Consider the following 19,132-nt stretch of genomic DNA (forward strand, 5'->3'; position numbering starts at 1 on the left):
GCGTCCGGATCGGGCTGGACCGCCATCACCAAATCATAGGGAGGCACGTGATTTGTGTCATACGATCGCCGTGCGAGAAGGGGACTACGGGCTGAGTCGACCGGAAGGCAACACGATGACCCAGACACCTCATCTGCTACCCGAGGGATTCGACTTCACCGACCCCGCACTGATCGCGCAGCGGATCCCGCATGAGGAGTTCGCCCTGTTGCGCAAGACCGAACCCATCTGGTGGAACCACCAACCGTACGGCGCCTCCGGCTACCCCGATGAGGGCTACTGGGTCGTCACGAAACATGCTGACGTCCGCGCGGTTTCCCTGCGGGACGAGGTGTTCTCCTCGCATGAGAACACCTCGCTGATCCGCACGAGCACCACCACCAACCCGGAAGTCCACGAAGCCTCCCGCAACAACGTGATGCTGTTCCTGGACGGGCCGCAGCACGCCAAGTTGCGCCGCATCGTCGCGCGCGGATTCACCCCGCGCGTGATTGCCGGCATGCGCGATTCACTCGACCGGCAGGCGCGGGAGATCGTCGGCGCGGCCGCCGAGCGCGAGACCGGCGATTTCGTCACCGACGTGGCCTCCCGGCTACCCCTGGCGACCATCTGCGAGCTGATCGGGGTTCCCTCCGACGAGCGCGAGCACGTCTTCGAGTGGAGCAACCGCCTGGTGGCCGGCGGCGCCGGTGATGAGGCAGCCACCGCCGACGCGATGCAGGCCTCCGCCGAACTTCTGGGCTACGCCTACCAATTGGCCGAAGACCGCAAGAGCCGCCCACGAGAGGACATCGCGACGGCTCTGGTCACTGCGACGATCGACGGCGAGGCACTGACCGCGCTGGAATTCGGTTACTACGTGATGATGCTGATGGTCGCCGGCAACGAGACCACCCGCAACGCCACCTCGCAGGGGATGTTGGCGTTTTTCGACCATCCCGACCAATGGCGGTTGTTTGTGGCCGAACGCCCCCCGACCATGGTCGACGAAGTGGTCCGCTGGGCGACTCCGGTGATCTCCTTCCAGCGCACCGCACTGCGCGATGTCGACCTCGGTGGCGTGCACATCGCCAAGGGCCAGCGGGTCGGGATGTTCTACGGTTCGGCCAACTATGACGAAGAGGTGTTCGCCGATCCGTTCACGTTCGACATCCTGCGCAGCCCCAACCCGCACCTGGGTTTCGGGGCGCCGGGTGCGCACTACTGCATCGGTGCAAATCTCGCCCGCATGCAGATCAACCTGGTGTTCGGCGCGCTGGCCGACATCATTCCCGACATCCGGCGACTCGACGACGGGACGCGGTCCGCGCTGCCCTGGATCAACGGGATCGATTCGCTGCGTGTGGGTTTCGGGCGTACTCGCCGTGCAGGCGACGCTATTCCTTGATGATCACCGGGTCGCCGATGTTGACCCGATCGAAGTACCATTCCGCGTCGGTGGGGCTCAGTCCGACGCAGCCGTGGCTGACGTTCTCCAGGCCCAGCGAGCCCAGCGCCCAGGGTGCGGAGTGGACGTAGAGGCCGCGCCGCGAGATGCGCACCGCCTGCTCGACATCGAAGCGATAGCCCTCGGGGTCGTCGATCGGGATACCGACGCTGCTGGAATCCATCAGGACCTTCTTGTCCTTGGCCAGCACCGTGTAATTGCCTGTCGGGGTGGGGAACTCGGATTTGCCCATGGTGGCTGGCAGCACCCCGTCCTCACCCCAGTGCGGGCGGTGATGCGGGGCGGGCAGCGGGCCGGCCTCCTCGTCGTCGACGGTCACGGTGAAGGTGTGCGCGGAGATACTGGCCACGCCCACCACCTTGGCCCCGGTGCTGAAATCGGCGGAGAGCTTGCCCACCGAGAGCTTCACGGTGCTGTGCGCCGGCCAGTAGTGGTCGGGAACCCACTGCACCTCGGTGGCATCGACCCACTCGAAGGATCCGGTCATGGGCGGGGTTGAGCGCACCGCGATGGCGCGCTCGGCGGCTCGGCGGTCGAGCACCGGCGCCGAAAACTGCACCACCACCGGATGCGCCACGCCGACCACCGCACCCTGCGCCGGCTGGATCGATGCGATACCGCCGCCCGGTGGCCGGCTGGCAGCCGCCGAACTCGTTGCCGGCGGGGTCACCACCGTTGTGACGGCGACCCCGACAATGACAATGGCAGAGCGCACCAATTTCCACATCCGCGGCGTACCTTCCCGACCAAATAACTGAGGTTATTGCCGTTGATGGTAAGGAGATTCGAGCTGCCGCCCCTGCAACCCATGCCCACGACTCGGTCAAGGCTTCATTAAGGTTTGGCCACGGCCGTGTGAGCCGGACGGGCGGCTGGGCCACTACTAGGGGGCGAAACCGGGCAGCAGTTCGAGCGCGATCGCCCGAACCGGTACGTGCGCGTCCAGCTGAGCCAGGATCGCCACTGTGGTCCCGACGACGCGCGCCAGCACCGCCAGGTGGGGCGGCAGATCCAACTGGCGTGCGGTCTTGATCTGGTGAATCGACTGATCCAGTTGTGCGGCAGCCAGTTTCTGCAGCCAGTCGCGGCTGAAATGGAAGACCTCTGGTGCCACCGGCTCGACGTAGCGGCGCAGCATCTCGTCGATCTCCGCCACCGAGATCTGTTCGCCCGGCTGGATGAAACCGGCCTTCTCCAGCGTGGGCAGCAAAAGGTCGTAGTTGAACTGGCCCGCGAACCGCAGCGCCATGCCCAGCTCGACCGGCAGGCCGTCGGGAAGCGGCGCCACCGCGCCGAAGTCGATGACACCCATCCGGCCGTCGGGCAGCAGCATGAAATTGCCCGGATGGGCGTCCCCGTGCAGCATGCCCACCCGCGCCGGCGCGTCGCCGATCAGCTCGACCAGCCGGGCACCCAGCAGGTCGCGCTGCTCGACGGTGCCGCCGGCGATGATCGCCGACATGCCGATGCCCTCGATCCACTCCTGGATCACCACCTTGGGCGCACTGGCCACCACGTGTGGCACCGCGAAGCGCGGATGGCCGGCATAGGCCTTGGCGAACACGCGCTGGTTGTCGGCTTCGAGCCGATAGTCCAGTTCCATATCGGCGCGGTCGATCAGTTCGTCGACGACGCCCTGCACGTCGGCCCCGGGGGCCAGGGGCTTGAGTATGCCGGTCAGCCGCCGCAACGTCTTCAGGTCGGCGCGCAGGGCCTCGTCGGCACCGGGGTATTGGATCTTGACGGCGACCGGGCGCCCGTCGGTCCACACCGCTTTGTGCACCTGCCCGATGCTGGCCGCGGCGACCGGGGCGTCGTCGAAGGAGCTGAACCGCTGCCGCCACCGGGTGCCCAACTGCGCGTCGAGCACCCGGTGGACCTTGTTCGCGGGCAGCGGTGGGGCGTCCTTCTGCAGTCTGGTCAGGGCCTCACGGTAGGGCTCACCGAACTCCGGGGGCACCGCGGCCTCGAGCACCGAGAGCACCTGGCCGACCTTCATGGCACCGCCCTTGAGCTCGCCGAGGACGGTGAACACCTGCTCGGCCGCCTGCTCCATGAGTTCGGCGGTGACTTCGTCCTTGGGCCTGCCGGCCAGCCGTTTGCCCAATCCGAGAGCGGCCCGCCCGGCCAGGCTCAGCGGCAGGCCGGCGAGCTTGGCATTGCGCGCCGCCCGCCCGCGGGTGATGTCAGCCACCTTTCGATCATGCCCGAAGCTGCCCGAGTGCGGTCAGCAGCACCGTCCACCGGGATCGGCGGCATAACGCCGCCGCCAATAGTCCCGCTCGGAGAGCACCGGTTCGCCCGGGTGGGCCCGCCGGCGGTAGTCCAGGTACCGGCGGTAATGGTTGTCGCCCAATAGGCTGGCCCAGTACCAGCTGACATGGCGGGCCGCCCGGGCTAGTCCACTGGCTGAGCGTCCCACTGCGCCTGTACCTTTCGCTCCGCGGCTGAGGGGATCAGCCCGGCGGGCGCGAACCGCCGTGACAATACCGGCGCGGCTTCGGTCGTCGGCGCGTTACCGCGAATCGCCTTGATACAGACCACGAGCCCGGTCACGAACACCACCGCGACCAGGGAGGCGAATACGATCGACAGGCTGCCCTGGACGAAGGTGTTGCGGACGACGTCGTGCAGCTGCGCCGGGTCGGCCGCCGACCCGAAGGAGGTCTTCCCGGCCCGCTCCGCGGCCCGGTAGGTGAAGTGCTGCGTCCAATAGCCGACCCGCGGGTCGGCCGAGAAGATCTTCTGCCACGACGCCGTCATCGTGACCGCAAGGTCCCACAACAACGGAATGCCCGGCACCAACGCCCATTTCAGGCTCAAGCCGTGCCGGCTCCGCTTGACCACGATCACGGTGACCACGGTCAACGCGATCGCGGCGAGCAATTGGTTGGCGATGCCGAACAGCGGGTAGAGGGTGTTGATTCCGCCGAGCGGATCGGTCACCCCCATCAACAGGATGGAACCCCACCCGGCGACCACTGCGACGCTGCACGCCCAGGCGCCGATTCGCCATCCCGGGTTGGCGAGCCTACGCAGCGGCCCGCCCAGGTTGCTCAGCGCATCCGACAGCATGAAGCGGGCCACCCGGGTGCCGGCGTCGACGGTGGTGAGGATGAACAGCGCCTCGAACATGATCGCGAAGTGGTACCAGAACGCTTTCAGGCCCGGCCCGCCGAACACCCGGCCCAGCACATCGGCCATGCCCAGCGCCAATGTCGGCGCCCCGCCGGTGCGCGACACGATCGAGGACTCCCCGACGGCCGTGGCGGCCCCGCTGATCTGCTCGGCGGTCACCGGCGGCCCGCCGAGTCCGAGGCCGTTGACATAGTCGGCGGCGCTGGCGGCGGTGCCGCCGGTCGAGGCGACCGGAGCATTGAGGGTGAAGAACAGGTGCTGGTCCAGAATCGACGCGGTGATCAGCGCCATCACCGCCACAAAGGACTCGGTGAGCATGCCGCCGTAACCGATCAGCCGCATCTGGCTCTCTTTTTCCAGCAACTTCGGCGTGGTGCCCGAGGCGATCAGCGAATGAAAACCCGACAGCGCCCCGCATGCGATCGTGATGAACAGGAACGGGAACAGCGAGCCGGCGAACACCGGCCCGTCGCCGGTGTGGGCGAAGGACGAGACGGCGGGAGCGGCCATCATCGGCTGGGCGATCAGGAGCCCGACCGCCAGCAGCACGATGGTGCCGACCTTCATGAACGTCGACAGATAGTCGCGCGGCGCCAACAACAACCACACCGGCAGCACCGAGGCGGCGAAGCCGTAGCCGATGATGCACCACGACAGCGTCACCGGCGACAGCGTGAACCACGCGGCGCCCCAGGATGTTTCGGCAACCCAGCGGCCGGAGGCGACAGCGCCCAGCAACGCGACGATGCCGATCAGGGACACCTCGGACACCCGGCCGGGCCGCAGGAACCGCAGATAGATCCCCATGAACAGTGCGATCGGGATCGTCATCGCAATGGAGAACACCCCCCACGGGCTGACCGCCAGCGCCCGCACCACGATCAGCGCCAACACCGCGATCAGAATCACCATGATCACCAGCACCCCGATGATCGCGGCGGCACCGCCGACGGCGCCGAGCTCCTCGCGGGCCATCTGCCCGAGCGAGCGCCCACGGCGCCGCGTCGAGCACCACAGCACCAGGTAGTCCTGCACGCAGCCGGCCACCACCGCGCCGATCACGATCCAGATCGTGCCCGGTAGATAGCCCATCTGCGTGGCCAGCACCGGGCCTACCAGCGGGCCGGCGCCGGCGATCGCGGCGAAGTGGTGGCCGAACAGCACCCGCCGGTCGGTCGGCAGATAGTCGGTGCCGTCCTCGAAGATCTCCGCGGGGGTGGCGTGCTCGTCGCGGGGCTGCACGATCTTGCGTTCGATAAGCCTTGCGTAGCAGCGGAATCCGAAGATATAGGTGCACAGCGCGGCGACCACGAACCAAACCGCGTTCACCGACTCGCCGCGGGCGAAGGCGATCACGGCCCACGCCACCGCACCGACGACGGCCAACGCACCCAACACCAGTTTGTGGCGCGCCGAGATCGGGGAGCGGTCGACAACGGCGACCGGCGGCAGTTCCGGATCGGTCTGCAGGTAGGCCACCGCGCCGTCGCGTCGCTCAATCACCTCCAGCGCGGTCGGCGGTGCGGCCACGGTTACCTCCTTCAGGCCTGCCGGATGCCCGAGTGGCAGCGGATTCCGAGCGGAACGATAACTTGTTCCTGATACTCAAGTACTTGCTTAAAAGGAGTTCGCATGGAGATCAGTGGCAAGAAGGTCGTCGTCGTCGGTGGTGCCTCGGGGATGGGCCGCGCCACTGCCGAGCTGCTGGCGTCCCGCGGCGCCAGCGTCGCGGTGCTGGACCGGGAAGGCTCCGAGGGCAAGGAGGTTGCGGCGGGGTTCGGCGGAGGGTTCTACCCGGTTGACGTCACGGATTTCGCCGGCACCGAAGAGGTGCTCAAGAACGCTGTGCAGGCCTTGGGCGGCCTGCACGTCATCGTGACCACCGCCGGCGGCGGGATCGCCAAGCGCACGCTGTCCAAGTCCGGACCGCACGACCTAGAATCGTTCCAGTCGGTCGTCGACCTCAACCTCGTCGGCACCTTCAACATCAGCCGGCTCGCCGCGGCGCACATGAGCGTCAACGAGCCCGAAGACGAGGAGCGCGGCGTCATCATCAACACCGCGTCGATCGCGGCGTTCGAGGGGCAGATCGGCCAGGTCGCCTACACCGCCGCCAAGGCCGGTATCGCCGGCATGTGCCTGACCATGGCTCGTGACCTGGGGTCGGTGGGGATCCGGGTGCTGGCGATCGCCCCCAGCCTGTTCGCCACCGGGCTGACCAAGGGCATCCCGGACGAGTTCGCCAGCGCCCTGACCAAGGATGCGGCGTTCCCCAAGCGGCTCGGCCGCCCGGAGGAGTACGCCAAACTGGTCGCCGCCATCGTCGACAACCCGATGCTCAACGGGCAGTGCCTGCGGCTCGACGCCGGACAGCGGTTCGCACCCAAGTAGATACACACCAGGAGGCCTTCAATGGGCATCGCAGTAACCGACGACCATCGCGAACTGGCCGAGGTGGCCCGCGGATTCTTGACCGCCCAGAAGGCCCGTGCGGCGGCGCGTGCGCTACTGGACGCCGCAGACGAAGGCAGGCCGCCGTTCTGGGGCGAATTGGCCGCCCTGGGCTGGCTGGGCCTGCACATCGACGAGGCGCACGGCGGCTCGGGCTTCGGGCTGCCCGAACTGGTGGTGGTGATCGAGGAGCTGGGCCGAGCTGTGGCGCCGGGACCGTTCGTGCCGACGGTTATCGCCTCGGCGGTGATCGCCGCCAACGGCACCGGTGACCAGCAGGCTCGGCTGCTGCCCGGGCTGATCGACGGTTCGGTCACCGCCGGGGTGGGTCTGGCCGGTGCCGTCGCCCTCGACGGCGGCGTGGCCTCCGGTGACGCCGGGATCGTGCTGGGCGCAGGACTGGCCGATGTGCTGCTGATCGCCGCCGGCGACGACGTGCTGGTATTGGAGCGTGACCGGGCGGGGGTCAACGTCGACGTACCCGGCAACCTCGACCCGACCCGGCGGTCCGGGCGGGTCACGCTGACCGGTGTCGGGGTGAGTGCCGATGACACGCTGGTCGGCGCGCGCGAGTCGGCGCTGGCGCGCGCCCGGCTGCTGCTGGCGGCCGAGGCGGTCGGCGGCGCTGCCGACTGCACCGACGCGGCGGTGGAGTACGCCAAGGTGCGCGAACAGTTCGGCCGGCCGATCGCCACCTTTCAGGCGATCAAGCACCACTGCGCGAACATGCTGGTCGCCGCGGAGGCGGCCACCGCGGCGGTGTGGGACGCCGCCCGCGCCGACGGCGACGACGAGTTCGCCTTCCGGCTGGCGGCCGCGGTAGCCGCCACCTTGGCGTTCCCGGCCTATGTGCGCAACGCCGAGCTGAACATCCAGGTGCACGGCGGGATCGGCTACACCTGGGAGCACGACGCCCACCTGCAGCTGCGCCGCGCCCTGACGGTGCAGGCGCTGTTCGGCGGCGACGCCGCGGCCCTGGCGGTATTCGAGAGCGCTGCCGCCGGCATCACCCGGGCCAACAGCCTGGACCTGCCGCCCGAGGCCGAGGAGCTGCGCACGCAGATCCACGCCGATGCGCTTGAGATCGCCGGGCTGGCCCCCGAGGCCCAACTCGACCGGCTGATCGCAACCGGCTACGTGATGCCGCACTGGCCCAAGCCCTGGGGGCGGGCGGCCGACGCGGTCGAGCAGCTGGTGATCGAGCAGGAGTTCAGTGCTGCCGGGATCCAGCGGCCGGACTATTCCATCACCGGCTGGGTGATCCTGACCCTGATCCAGCAGGGCACTCCCTCGCAGATCGAGCGGTTCGTGGAGAAAGCGCTGCGCCAGGACGAGATCTGGTGTCAGCTGTTCTCCGAGCCGGACGCCGGCTCGGATGCCGCCGCGGTCAAGACCAGGGCCACCCGGGTCGAGGGCGGCTGGAAGATCAACGGCCAGAAGGTCTGGACTTCGGGGGCGCACCTGTGCCGGCGTGGGCTGGCCACCGTGCGCACCGATCCTGACGTCCCCAAGCACGCCGGCATCACCATGGTGATCATCGACATGGAGGCCCCGGGCGTGCAGGTGCGTCCGCTGCGCCAGATCACCGGCGGCTCGGAGTTCAACGAGGTGTTCTTCAACGATGTGTTCGTTCCCGACGAGGACGTCGTCGGCGAGGTCAACGAGGGCTGGAAGGTAGCCCGGGCCACCTTAGGCAATGAGCGGGTCAGCATCGGTGGCGGCGGCTCCTACACCGCCGGTGTCGACCAGAAGCTGATCGCGCTGGCCCAGCAGCACCGGCAGTCGGTGGCCGATGCCGCGGTGCGGGTCGGCCGGTTCGTCGCCGACGAGCACGCGCTGCGGCTGCTGAACCTGCGCCGCGTGGCGCGCAGCATCGCCGGTGCCGGGCCCGGCCCGGAGGGCAACGTCACCAAACTCAAGCTCGCCGAGCACATGGGCGACGGCGCGGCGATCGGAGCGGCGCTGCTCGGCCCCGACGTGGCCCTCGACGACGGCCCCGGCGCGATGGCCGGCCGGATGGTGATGGGAGCGCGCGGCATTGCGATCGCCGGCGGCACCTCGGAGGTCACCCGCAACCAGATCGCCGAGCGGATCTTGGGGATGCCCCGCGACCCGCTGATCAAGTAGCGTTTCCTACTGCGTGGGCCGGGGGTACCACCGCTTCGGCGAGGGTGCGTGTTTGCGCGGCGACACGCCGTCCGCGATGGCATTCTGCGCACACTCGCTCCTGGTGAGGAGGACGTGAAATGGCGACCGTCGCCGACCATGTCATCGCCACCCTCAAACGCAGTGGAGTGCACCGCGTCTACGGGATCCCGGGGGACAGCCTCAACGGCTTCACCGACGCGATCCGGCGCGCCGGTGACTTCACCTGGGAACAGGTGCGGCACGAGGAGACCGCGGCGTTCGCCGCCGCCGCCGACGCCGCACTGAGCGGGGGGCTGGCGGTGTGCGCCGGCAGTTGCGGGCCCGGCAACCTGCACCTGATCAACGGTCTGTTCGACGCGCAGCGCAGCCGGGTGCCGGTGCTGGCGGTCGCCGCCCACATCCCGCTGGCCGAGATCGGCTCGGACTACTTCCAGGAAACCCATCCCCAGAACCTGTTTCACGAGTGCAGCGTGTACTGCGAATTGGTCAGCACCCCCGAGCAGGCACCGCGCATCCTCGAGCTGGCGATGCGCGCCGCGGTCGAGGAGAACGGGGTCGCGGTCGTGGTGGTGCCCGGCGAGATCTTCTCCAACCGGGTCGACGACACCGCCTGGGGAGCGCGCCCGGTGCTGCCGACCGGGTCGGTCTGCCATCCCGATCAGCGCGGGCTGGCGACGGCGGCGGGCATGCTCAACGCCGCCACCAATGTCACCATCCTCGCCGGTGCCGGGGTGGCCGGCGCCCACGACCAGGTCATCGAACTGGCGCGGACGCTACAGGCCCCGATCGTGCACGCGCTGCGCGGCAAGGAGCACATCGAGTACGACAACCCCCACGACGTCGGCATGACCGGGCTGCTCGGATTCGCATCCGGGTACAAGGCGATCAGGGAAGCCGACGTGCTGCTGATGCTCGGCACCGATTTTCCCTACCAGCAGTTCTATCCCGAGCGTGCCCAGATCATCCAGGTCGACATCCGTGGCCGAAACCTGGGCCGGCGCACCCCGATCGATCTCGGACTGCTGGGCACAGTCGCCGACACCCTCACCGCGCTGCGCCCGCTACTGGCCGCCAAGAGCGACCGCACTCATCTGGACCGGTCACTGGGCCACTACCGCAAGACCCGCAAGCGGCTGGACGCATTGGCGTCCAATGATCGCGACCGCACCCCGATTCGTCCCGAATACGTTGCCGCGGTAGCGAATCGGCTGGCCGCCGACGACGCGGTGTTCACCGTCGACGTCGGCTCCCCGGTGGTGTGGGCCGCGCGCTACGTGACCATGAACGGGCGGCGACGGCTGATCGGGTCGTTCAACCACGGCACCATGGCGTGCGCATTGCCGCACGCGATCGGCGCGCAGACCGTCGACCGCGAGCGGCAGGTGGTCGCCTTGGCCGGCGACGGCGGGCTGGCGATGCTGTTCGGCGAGCTGCTGACGCTGGCGCAGAATCGGTTGCCGGTCAAGGTGGTCGTATTCAACAACTCGTCGCTGAACTTCGTCGAGCTGGAGATGAAGGCCGCCGGCATCGTCAACTTCGGCACCGAGTTGCGCAATCCCGACTTCGGCGCCGTCGCCAGCGCGCTGGGCATGTTCGGGCGCCGAGTGGAGCAGCCCGGCGACCTGGAGCCCGCCCTCGCCGAAGCGTTCGGCTACGACGGACCGGCCGTGGTCGACGTCATCACGGCCCGCCAGGAACTGTCGATTCCGCCGGCGATCACCGCCGAGCAGGCCAAGGGATTCTCGTTGTATGCGATCCGCACCATTCTCGCCGGCCGCGGAGAGGAACTGCTCGATCTGGTGACCACCAATGTGGCTCGGCGCATTCTGGATTGAACCCAATAATGCGGTTGCATGCCGACCGGAGCCCGACTAGCCTGGCCGGATCATGCGTCATCTGCTTGTAGTAGCCAGTACCCGCAGCGGGGTCTGATTTCGACCGACCCCCCGCTGTGGGTCGGAGGCTGCTACCCGTCGGTCACTCTCCTCGAGCAGAAAAGACCGAGACATGACCACAACATCATTCGCCGACCAATTCCGGGTTCCGCTCCCACGTGAACTGCGCGACCAGGCCGCGCGGCTGTCCTGGGACGGCTTCGTTTCGGCCTACGGCCGCGCCGCCGGCCCGCTGTCGCTGAGCCGATGGCGCTGCCTGGACGCTGATCGCCCGGCCACCCGACTGGGGCCGCAGGGCCGCACCTACCAGGCGACCCTCACCGTCGGCGGCGTGAACGGTACCTGCACCGCCGCGGCGCCCGGACCGCTGGCAGCGCTCACCACGATGCTGCACGACCGCGGAGTCCCCCTGGAAATCCTGGGGTTTCACCAGCTTCGGTGCGGCGCCGAGACCGCCACCTTCATCCACGGCTCGAACGGGCGCGGTGCGGCCTGGGCGGTGGGTTTTGCGCCCGATGCCGGGCGCTCCGCGCTGGAGGCCCTCATCACCTGCGCCAACCGGCTGCTGACCGCCCGGTGAGGCGTCGATCTACCGCCGACGCAACACGATCGGCATACCGTCCATCGGGATCGGCATCCCGCCGTAGTCCCAGCGCGGCTGGTACCCGGGCCGGGCCAGCTCCAGCCGGTAGCGGCGCAGCAGCCGGTGGACGATGGTCTTGACCTCCAGGCGCCCGTAATTCATGCCGATGCACTTGTGCGCCCCGCCGCCGAACGGCGCCCAGGCGTAGCGGTGCTTCTTGTGCTCGGCGCGCGGCTCCAGGAACCGCTCCGGGTCGAACTGGCGCGGGTTGGTGTAGAGCTCGGGCAGCCAGTGGTTCATGCCCGGCCAGGTGACCACGTTGGTGCCGGCCGGCAAATAGTGCCCGAGCAGCTCGGTGTCGCGCACGGCCTGGCGCATATTGAACGGCAGCGGGGTGACCAGCCGCAGCGACTCGTCCATCACCAGGTCGAGGGTCTCCAGCTTCTCCAGCGCCTCGATATCCAGCGGTGCGTCGCCGAGCCGTGCCGATTCGTCGCGGGCCCGCTCCTGCCAGTCCGGGTGTGCGGCCAGGTGGTAGGCCATCGTGGTCACCGTCGAGGTGGTGGTGTCGTGCGCGGCCATCATCAGGAAGATCATGTGGTTGACGATGTCGGTGTCGCTGAACGTGTTCCCGTCGTCGTCGGCGGTGTGGCACAGCACCGACAGCATGTCCGCGCCCTCGACCCGTCGGCGTTCGGTGACCCGCTCGGCGAAGTAGTCCTCGAGCACCTTGCGGCCCTGCAGACCACGCCACCATTTGAACGGCGGCACCCCGGTGCGGATGATCGCCCCGCCGGCGCGGGTGGTCTGCTCGAAGGCGTGGTTGACCTTGGTCACCAGCTCGTGGTCCTCGCCGGGTTCATGGCCCATGAACACCACCGCCGCCACGTCGAGCGTGAGTTCCTTGGCCGCCGGGTGGAACAGGAACCGCGCGTCGTCGGTCGGCCAGTCGGCCACGATCCGGGTGATCACCCGGTCCATGTCCTCGACGTAGCTGGCCAGCCGCGGACGGGTGAACGCGCCCTGCATGATCCGCTTGTGATGTAAGTGCTCGTCGAAGTCCAGCAGCATCAGGCCACGGTCGAAGAACGGCCCGATAACCGGGATCCAGCCGGTCGTCGAAAAGTCCTTCGCCTTGTTGGTGAAGATGGCCTGGGTGGCGTCGGGTCCCAGCGCAACGATCGACGGCAGAATCGGTGACTCCGCGAAGTACACCGGGCCGTACTTGTTGTAGATGTGCAGCGGGAAATCCGGTCCCTGCCGGAACATCTCGATGATGTGGCCGAGCAGCGGCAGCCCGGAATCACCCAGGATGGGTTTGAGTCCGCTGCCCGCCGGTGGCTCGGCCAGCGTCTTCTGCTTCCATTCCACGTTCAACAGCCGCTTCTCGATGGCGCCCATGCCGGGGATGGTGTTCAGCGTCGGGGTGAACCGACGCCGGGCCTGGTCGAGAAGGTACTGCGGGGTGGTCATGGTCGTCATCGGCTGACTACCTCTCGTTCATGGCGTCATAACACGCAGCGACTATGGCGCCTGTGGCGACCGTCACGCATCCACATCCTCAGATTAAAGTTGACGCGTGTCAAGTTTGAATCCGGCGCGGCGTGGTGCAAGGTGCAAAGGGTGAGTACCGAGCACGACCCGGGCGGTCCGGCCACCGACGATGCGCCCCAGCGCCGAGGCGACAAGCAGCGCCAGGCGATTGTGCAGGCAGTCCGGGAATTGCTGGAGGAGAAGCCGTTCGCGGAGCTGTCGGTCAGCACCATCAGCGACCGCGCCGGGGTGGCGCGCTCGGGCTTCTATTTCTACTTCGATTCCAAGTACGCCGTGCTCGCCCACATCCTCGCCGAGGCGACTCAGGAACTCGAAGAACTCACCCATTACTTCGCGCCGCGGGGCGCCGACGAATCGCCGGCGGCCTTCGCCGAACGGATGGTGGGCAGCGCGGCGGCAGTTTATGCCCACAACGACCCGGTGATGTCGGCGTGCAACCTGGCCCGCAACAGCGACGCCGAGATCCGCGAACTGCTCGACGCCCAGATCGACGCGGTGATCAACCAGATCGTCGGTGTGGTCAACGACGAGATCGCCGCCGGTACGGCGAACCCGATCAGCGATGACATTCCCGCCCTGGTGCGAACATTGGCGGCCACCACCGCCTACATGCTCTCCGGCGATAGTGCTTTCCTGGGCGCCGATGGTGACGTGCCTCGTGGCGTGCGGGTGCTCGAGGCGCTGTGGCGCACCGCGTTATGGAGCGGGTCGCGCTGATCGCGAGCGCGGCGGAGGCGGGCGCAACGGGTCAGCGCCGTGGGCTCCGCGGGGATTGAATCGTCCTCGCTGAACCGCCGGTATCGTCTGCACCTATGACACGCGTAGCGCAGTACTACCGGGGCAAGCGGTGCTTCATCACCGGAGCGGCGAGCGGGATCGGTAGGGCCACCGCGCTACGGCTGGCCGAGTTGGGCGCGGAGCTTTATCTGACGGACCGCAATGCGCAAGGACTTGCCGAAACCGTGGCCGACGCGCGGGCGCTGGGGGCGCTGGTGCCCGAACACCGAGTGGTCGATATCGCCGATTACGACGACGTCGCCGCGTTCGGCGCCGACATCCACGCGCGCCATGAGTCGATGGACATCGTGATGAACATCGCGGGGGTGTCGGCGTGGGGGACCGTCGACCGGTTGAGCCACGAGCAGTGGAACAAGATGGTCTCCATCAACCTGATGGGCCCGATCCACGTTATCGAGACCTTCCTGCCGCCGATGGTCGCCGCCGGCCGGGGCGGGCACCTGGTCAACGTGTCCTCGGCGGCGGGAATCGTCGCGTTGCCGTGGCACGCCGCCTATTCCGCTAGCAAGTACGGCCTGCGCGGAGTATCGGAGGTGCTCCGCTTCGACCTGGCGCGCCACCGCATCGGGGTGTCGGTGGTGGTTCCCGGCGCCGTGAAGACCCCGCTGGTCAACACCGTGGAGATCGCCGGCGTCGACCGCGATGATCCGCAGGTGCAACGGTGGGTGGACCGGTTCGCCGGCCACGCGGTGACGCCGGAGAAAGCGGCGGAGAAGATCCTGGCCGGGGTGGCTCGCAACCGCTACCTGGTCTACACCTCCGGTGACATCCGCGCGTTGTATGCGTTCAAGCGGCTGGCGTGGCTGCCGTACAGCGTTGTCATGCGGCAGGTCAATGGGCTGTTCAGCCGCGCACTGCTTCCGACGAGGAGTCCGCAGCGCAGCTCCTAGCCGGCGTCATCGGCTGCCGCCGTCCCACGCCAGAGCATCCGGCCCGCCGTCGGCCGACAGTCGCAGCGCCCGACACCGCGACGACTCGCCGATGCCGGCCGGACGTGCTGAGCCGGTGTCCGGGCAACTTTGCTGGTACGTGTTCGCCGGCCGCGCGTTGCGGTTGCTTGTCGGTGTCGGGTGGTAGACCTGCGGTTATGACGAGCCACCCGCGCGATTGTGAGATGCGACACGCCGAGGCCGCGGTGCGGCCGGGCCGCGACCAGCGAATTTCAACAATGTCGTTCAGAACATCTAGTATTGACACCAAGGGGTGACCACTAGGTGTAGTGTTCGTGGAACCGACAGGCCGGGGTTTTCCGGTTACCCGAGCCGCGGCGACCAGCACCGATTTGGGTGCCCTGCCACGGTGGGGGGAACTGGCGAATTGCGGTCCTGGCGGCCCGCTGGACGCTCTACCTGATCCGTCATCCGTTCGTTGTCGACGATTCGCTGAGGAGTCTGCCGCCCATGAGCATCACCGTGTACACCAAGCCCGCGTGCGTGCAGTGCAACGCCACCTACAAGGCGCTGGACAATCAGGGCATCGCCTACGAGACCGTCGACATCTCGCTCGACTCCGAAGCGCGGGACTACGTGATGGCGCTGGGTTACCTGCAGGCCCCGGTCGTCGTCGCCGGCGACGAGCACTGGTCGGGTTTCCGCCCGGACCGCATCAAGGCGCTGGCGAAGACAGCGCTCAGCGCGTAAGTGACCGCCGGGTCGGGTACGGGTGGAGTCTGACTGAGAGCTGAAGGGGGTCGCCGTGTCTGCGGAGTCTGCATGCAGCCTGGTGTATTTCTCCTCGGTATCGGAGAACACCCACCGCTTCGTGCAGAAGCTGCGGCTGCCGGCCATCCGGATTCCGCTGCACGGGCGCATCGAGGTGGATCACCCCTACGTGCTGGTGCTGCCGACCTACGGCGGCGGACGTCAGCAGCCCGATGTGAACGAGGGCGGTTACGTGCCCAAGCAGGTCATCGCCTTTTTGAACAACGAACACAACCGGAGTCTGCTGCGCGGCGTAATCGCCGCCGGCAACACCAACTTCGGTGCGGAGTTCTGCTATGCCGGCGACGTGATCGCCCGCAAGTGCGGGGTGCCGTACCTGTACCGATTCGAATTGATGGGAACCGACGAGGACGTCCAAGCCGTCCGCGCGGGTTTGGCTGATTTCTGGAAGGACGAGGCATGCCACCTACCGCTGCAACTGCAGAGCAGGTAACCGCAACCACCCGCAGTGCTCCGGTGGGCGAGCTGGACTACCACGCGCTCAACGCGATGCTCAACCTGTACGACAGCGACGGCAAGATCCAATTCGACAAGGACGTGCTGGCGGCCCGGCAGTACTTCCTGGAGCACGTCAACCAGAACACGGTGTTCTTCCACAACCAGGACGAGAAGCTCGACTACCTGATCCAGAAGGAGTACTACGAGCGCGAAGTACTCGACCAGTACTCGCGCAACTTCGTCAAGTCACTGCTGGACCGGGCCTACGCCAAGAAGTTCCGGTTCCCGACATTTCTGGGCGCGTTCAAGTACTACACCTCCTACACGCTGAAAACCTTCGACGGCAAGCGCTACCTGGAGCGGTTCGAGGACCGGGTGTGCATGGTGGCGCTGACCCTGGCCGCCGGTGACACCGCACTGGCCGAGAAGCTGGTCGACGAGATCATCGACGGCCGGTTCCAGCCGGCCACCCCGACGTTTTTGAATTCCGGCAAGAAACAGCGCGGCGAGGCGGTCAGTTGCTTCCTGTTGCGCATCGAGGACAACATGGAGTCGATCGGCCGCTCGATCAACTCCGCACTGCAGCTGTCCAAGCGCGGCGGGGGAGTGGCGTTGCTGCTGACCAACATTCGCGAGCACGGCGCCCCGATCAAGAACATCGAGAACCAGTCCTCCGGGGTCATCCCGATCATGAAGCTGCTGGAGGACTCGTTCTCCTACGCCAACCAGCTCGGCGCCCGCCAGGGTGCCGGGGCGGTGTACCTGCATGCCCACCACCCGGACATCTACCGGTTCCTGGACACCAAGCGGGAGAACGCCGACGAGAAGATCCGGATCAAGACGCTGAGCCTGGGCGTGGTGATCCCCGACATCACCTTCGAGCTGGCCAAGAAGAACGAGGACATGTACCTGTTCTCGCCCTATGACGTCGAGCGGGTCTACGGCGTTCCGTTCGCCGACGTCTCGGTCAGCGAGAAGTACTACGAAATGGTCGACAACTCCGCGATCCGCAAGACCAAGATCAAGGCGCGCGAGTTCTTCCAGACCCTCGCCGAGCTGCAGTTCGAGTCCGGCTACCCCTACATCATGTTCGAAGACACGGTGAACCGGGCCAACCCCATCGCCGGCAAGATCACCCACTCGAACCTGTGCTCGGAGATCCTGCAGGTCTCCACCGCGTCGCTGTACAACGATGATCTGTCGTACGCCAAGGTGGGCAAGGACATCTCCTGCAACCTGGGCTCGCTCAACATCGCCAAGGCCATGGACTCACCCGACTTCGGCCAGACCATCGAGGTCGCGATCCGGGCGTTGACCGCGGTGTCGGATCAGACCCACATCTGGTCGGTGCCGTCGATCGAGCACGGCAACAACGAGTCGCACGCCATCGGGCTGGGCCAGATGAACCTGCACGGCTACCTGGCCCGCGAGCGCATCCACTACGGCTCGGAAGAGGGCATCGACTTCACCAACATCTACTTCTACACCGTGCTGTACCACGCGCTGCGGGCGTCGAATCGTCTTGCGCTGGAGCGGGGCAAGGCGTTCGTAGGATTCGAGAAGTCCAAGTACGCCTCCGGGGAGTTCTTCGACAAATACCTCAACCAGGTGTGGGAACCGAAGACGGCCAAGGTGCGCCAGCTCTTCGCCGACGCCGGTATCCGGATCCCGGACCAAAGCGATTGGCAGCGACTCAAGGAATCGGTTGCCGCGCACGGCATCTACAACCAGAACCTGCAGGCGGTTCCGCCGACCGGGTCGATCTCCTACATCAACCACTCGACTTCTTCGATCCACCCGATCGTCTCCAAGATCGAGATCCGCAAGGAAGGCAAGATCGGCCGGGTCTACTACCCGGCGCCGTACATGACCAACGACAACCTGGAGTACTACCAGGACGCCTACGAGATCGGCTACGAGAAGATCATCGACACCTACGCCGCGGCCACCCAGCACGTGGATCAGGGGTTGAGCCTGACGCTGTTTTTCAAGGACACCGCCACCACCCGCGACGTGAACCGGGCGCAGATCTACGCCTGGCGCAAGGGAATCAAGACGCTGTACTACATCCGGCTGCGGCAGATGGCGCTGGAGGGCACCGAGGTGGAGGGTTGCGTCAGCTGCATGCTGTAAAGGCTCCCCGAGTGTCGGGTTGATGCACGCGTTTGGCTCTTCGGCGTGTATTAATCCGACACTCGGCGCTGCGCAGGGCGAGCGTCAGCTCTCGCGGGCCCGTTCCGCATGTAGCGCCTTGAGGCGTCGCTGCTCGCCCAGCACCGCCTGGTAGCTCTCGCGTTCGGTGACCAGCCACGGCGGTTTCTCCTCGAGCAGCGCATTGATCTGCTCGGTGGTGAGCGCACTCTCAACGTTGTTGCGTGCGAGTGCGGCGATCGAGACACCCAGCTTGGCGGCCACCAGGTTCTTCGGATGCGGCCCGTTCTTGCGGAGGTCCCTCAGCCACTGCGGCGGGTCGGCCTGCAGGGCGGCGAGCTCGCTGCGGGTGATCGGGCCGGCCTGGAACTCCGCCGGTGTCGCCGGCAGGTACACGTCGAGCTTCTTCGCCGCCGTGGCGGGTTTCATGGACTGCGCGTTCGGCCGGCTCATGCAAGCAGCGTATCGGTAGCCTGATGCGGTGACCCGGCTCTCCCTGACCCTCGGGTACGTCCCCGGCGGGACGCCCGCGAAGTGGGCCCGGATCTGGGCGGAGCGCCACCCCGAGGTCGCACTGCAGCTACAGTCCGTCGCCGCCGCGGAGGCGGCCGCCGCGGTTCGCGACGGCACCGTCGACGTGGCGTTGCTGCGGCCGCCGGCCGACGCCTCCGGGCTGGCCGTCATTCCCCTCTACGACGAGACGACGGTCGCCGTGGTCCCGACCGACCACATGGTGGCCGCCGCCGACGAGATCACCGCCGCGGACCTCGACGGCGAGCCGATACTGCTCCCACTCGACGACGTACTC

General features: G+C 67.3%; 17 protein-coding genes. 11 read left to right on the forward strand and 6 right to left on the reverse strand.

The genetic code is table 11. From position 1 onward, the window contains the following. Positions 1-115: 115 nt before the first annotated feature. Entirely contained in the window at positions 116-1,387 is a 1,272-nt protein-coding gene (locus A5694_RS13135) for a cytochrome P450 (RefSeq protein WP_064922260.1), read from the forward strand. Here A5694_RS13135 and A5694_RS13140 read toward each other — a convergent pair. The 4 genes from A5694_RS13140 to A5694_RS13150 all read right to left on the reverse strand — a co-directional run bounded on the left by A5694_RS13140 (position 1,377) and on the right by A5694_RS13150 (position 6,115). Further along, entirely contained in the window at positions 1,377-2,174 is a 798-nt protein-coding gene (locus tag A5694_RS13140) for a L,D-transpeptidase (protein WP_064922261.1), read from the reverse strand. The genes A5694_RS13135 and A5694_RS13140 overlap by 11 nt on opposite strands. A 156-nt stretch (positions 2,175-2,330) precedes the next feature. After that, on the reverse strand, positions 2,331-3,641 hold the full coding sequence (locus tag A5694_RS13145; protein ID WP_064922262.1) for a macrolide-binding ATPase MABP-1: 1,311 nt from the start codon (positions 3,639-3,641) through the stop codon (positions 2,331-2,333). Positions 3,642-3,674: 33 nt separating this feature from the next. After that, positions 3,675-3,869, reverse strand: coding sequence for a YbdD/YjiX family protein (locus A5694_RS22615; RefSeq protein ID WP_082952652.1), 195 nt, complete (start codon positions 3,867-3,869; stop codon positions 3,675-3,677). Beyond that, complete coding sequence (locus tag A5694_RS13150; RefSeq protein WP_064922263.1) at positions 3,845-6,115, reverse strand: carbon starvation CstA family protein; 2,271 nt, start codon at positions 6,113-6,115, stop codon at positions 3,845-3,847. Before A5694_RS13150 ends, A5694_RS22615 begins: the two co-directional genes overlap by 25 nt. A 102-nt stretch (positions 6,116-6,217) precedes the next feature. Between A5694_RS13150 and A5694_RS13155 the strand changes: the two genes are divergently transcribed. From A5694_RS13155 to A5694_RS13170, 4 genes are all read left to right on the forward strand, one after another. Then, positions 6,218-6,976, forward strand: a complete 759-nt coding sequence (locus tag A5694_RS13155) for an SDR family NAD(P)-dependent oxidoreductase (RefSeq protein ID WP_064922264.1) — start codon at positions 6,218-6,220, stop codon at positions 6,974-6,976. Between the two features lie 21 nt (positions 6,977-6,997). Continuing rightward, positions 6,998-9,163: an acyl-CoA dehydrogenase gene (locus A5694_RS13160; protein WP_064922265.1), complete on the forward strand. Its 2,166-nt coding sequence runs from the start codon at positions 6,998-7,000 to the stop codon at positions 9,161-9,163. 119 nt (positions 9,164-9,282) lie between these two features. Next, complete coding sequence (gene poxB, locus A5694_RS13165; RefSeq protein WP_064922266.1) at positions 9,283-11,019, forward strand: ubiquinone-dependent pyruvate dehydrogenase; 1,737 nt, start codon at positions 9,283-9,285, stop codon at positions 11,017-11,019. 172 nt (positions 11,020-11,191) lie between these two features. Further along, on the forward strand, positions 11,192-11,659 hold the full coding sequence (locus A5694_RS13170; protein WP_064922267.1) for a hypothetical protein: 468 nt from the start codon (positions 11,192-11,194) through the stop codon (positions 11,657-11,659). Positions 11,660-11,668: 9 nt separating this feature from the next. On the opposite strand, the gene A5694_RS13175 is transcribed toward A5694_RS13170, so the two are convergent. Further along, positions 11,669-13,144 (reverse strand): cytochrome P450, encoded by a 1,476-nt coding sequence (locus A5694_RS13175; protein WP_064922268.1) that lies wholly within the window; start codon positions 13,142-13,144, stop codon positions 11,669-11,671. A gap of 141 nt (positions 13,145-13,285) precedes the next feature. Between A5694_RS13175 and A5694_RS13180 the strand changes: the two genes are divergently transcribed. The 5 genes from A5694_RS13180 (at position 13,286) to nrdE (ending at position 18,306) form a co-directional block, all read left to right on the forward strand. Then, the gene (locus tag A5694_RS13180) at positions 13,286-13,933 is read left to right on the forward strand and encodes a TetR/AcrR family transcriptional regulator (RefSeq protein WP_064922269.1); all 648 of its coding nucleotides are present in this window, start codon (positions 13,286-13,288) and stop codon (positions 13,931-13,933) included. Between the two features lie 95 nt (positions 13,934-14,028). Beyond that, a complete protein-coding gene (locus A5694_RS13185) occupies positions 14,029-14,904 on the forward strand; it encodes an SDR family oxidoreductase (RefSeq protein WP_064922270.1) in 876 nt (291 codons plus the stop codon). A 510-nt stretch (positions 14,905-15,414) separates the two neighbouring features. After that, complete coding sequence (locus A5694_RS13190; RefSeq protein ID WP_064922271.1) at positions 15,415-15,654, forward strand: redoxin NrdH; 240 nt, start codon at positions 15,415-15,417, stop codon at positions 15,652-15,654. Between the two features lie 55 nt (positions 15,655-15,709). Beyond that, positions 15,710-16,168 (forward strand): class Ib ribonucleoside-diphosphate reductase assembly flavoprotein NrdI, encoded by a 459-nt coding sequence (nrdI, locus tag A5694_RS13195; protein ID WP_064922272.1) that lies wholly within the window; start codon positions 15,710-15,712, stop codon positions 16,166-16,168. Continuing rightward, the gene (gene nrdE / locus A5694_RS13200) at positions 16,135-18,306 is read left to right on the forward strand and encodes a class 1b ribonucleoside-diphosphate reductase subunit alpha (RefSeq protein WP_064922273.1); all 2,172 of its coding nucleotides are present in this window, start codon (positions 16,135-16,137) and stop codon (positions 18,304-18,306) included. The genes nrdI and nrdE overlap by 34 nt, the downstream gene beginning before the upstream one ends. Positions 18,307-18,390: 84 nt before the next feature. Here nrdE and A5694_RS13205 read toward each other — a convergent pair whose 3' ends face one another. Further along, complete coding sequence (locus tag A5694_RS13205) at positions 18,391-18,777, reverse strand: DUF5997 family protein (RefSeq protein ID WP_064922274.1); 387 nt, start codon at positions 18,775-18,777, stop codon at positions 18,391-18,393. 28 nt (positions 18,778-18,805) lie between these two features. Between A5694_RS13205 and A5694_RS13210 the strand changes: the two genes are divergently transcribed. Further along, positions 18,806-19,132: LysR substrate-binding domain-containing protein (locus A5694_RS13210; protein ID WP_234787922.1), on the forward strand; the 327-nt coding region annotated here is incomplete at its 3' end.

The sequence above is a fragment of the Mycolicibacter sinensis genome, assembly GCF_001667945.1.
GTDB classification, from domain to species: Bacteria; Actinomycetota; Actinomycetes; order Mycobacteriales; family Mycobacteriaceae; genus Mycobacterium; species Mycobacterium sinense_B.

What these genes read in the sequence shown, in the direction of transcription:
- A5694_RS13135 (WP_064922260.1), top strand. Translation starts at nt 116, where the DNA reads ATGACCCAGACACCTCATCTGCTACCCGAGGGATTCGACTTCACCGAC.
- A5694_RS13140 (WP_064922261.1), bottom strand. Translation starts at nt 2,174, where the DNA reads ATGTGGAAATTGGTGCGCTCTGCCATTGTCATTGTCGGGGTCGCCGTC.
- A5694_RS13155 (WP_064922264.1), top strand. Translation starts at nt 6,218, where the DNA reads ATGGAGATCAGTGGCAAGAAGGTCGTCGTCGTCGGTGGTGCCTCGGGG.
- A5694_RS13160 (WP_064922265.1), top strand. Translation starts at nt 6,998, where the DNA reads ATGGGCATCGCAGTAACCGACGACCATCGCGAACTGGCCGAGGTGGCC.
- poxB (WP_064922266.1), top strand. Translation starts at nt 9,283, where the DNA reads ATGGCGACCGTCGCCGACCATGTCATCGCCACCCTCAAACGCAGTGGA.
- A5694_RS13170 (WP_064922267.1), top strand. Translation starts at nt 11,192, where the DNA reads ATGACCACAACATCATTCGCCGACCAATTCCGGGTTCCGCTCCCACGT.
- A5694_RS13175 (WP_064922268.1), bottom strand. Translation starts at nt 13,144, where the DNA reads ATGACGACCATGACCACCCCGCAGTACCTTCTCGACCAGGCCCGGCGT.
- A5694_RS13185 (WP_064922270.1), top strand. Translation starts at nt 14,029, where the DNA reads ATGACACGCGTAGCGCAGTACTACCGGGGCAAGCGGTGCTTCATCACC.
- A5694_RS13190 (WP_064922271.1), top strand. Translation starts at nt 15,415, where the DNA reads ATGAGCATCACCGTGTACACCAAGCCCGCGTGCGTGCAGTGCAACGCC.
- nrdE (WP_064922273.1), top strand. Translation starts at nt 16,135, where the DNA reads ATGCCACCTACCGCTGCAACTGCAGAGCAGGTAACCGCAACCACCCGC.
- A5694_RS13205 (WP_064922274.1), bottom strand. Translation starts at nt 18,777, where the DNA reads ATGAGCCGGCCGAACGCGCAGTCCATGAAACCCGCCACGGCGGCGAAG.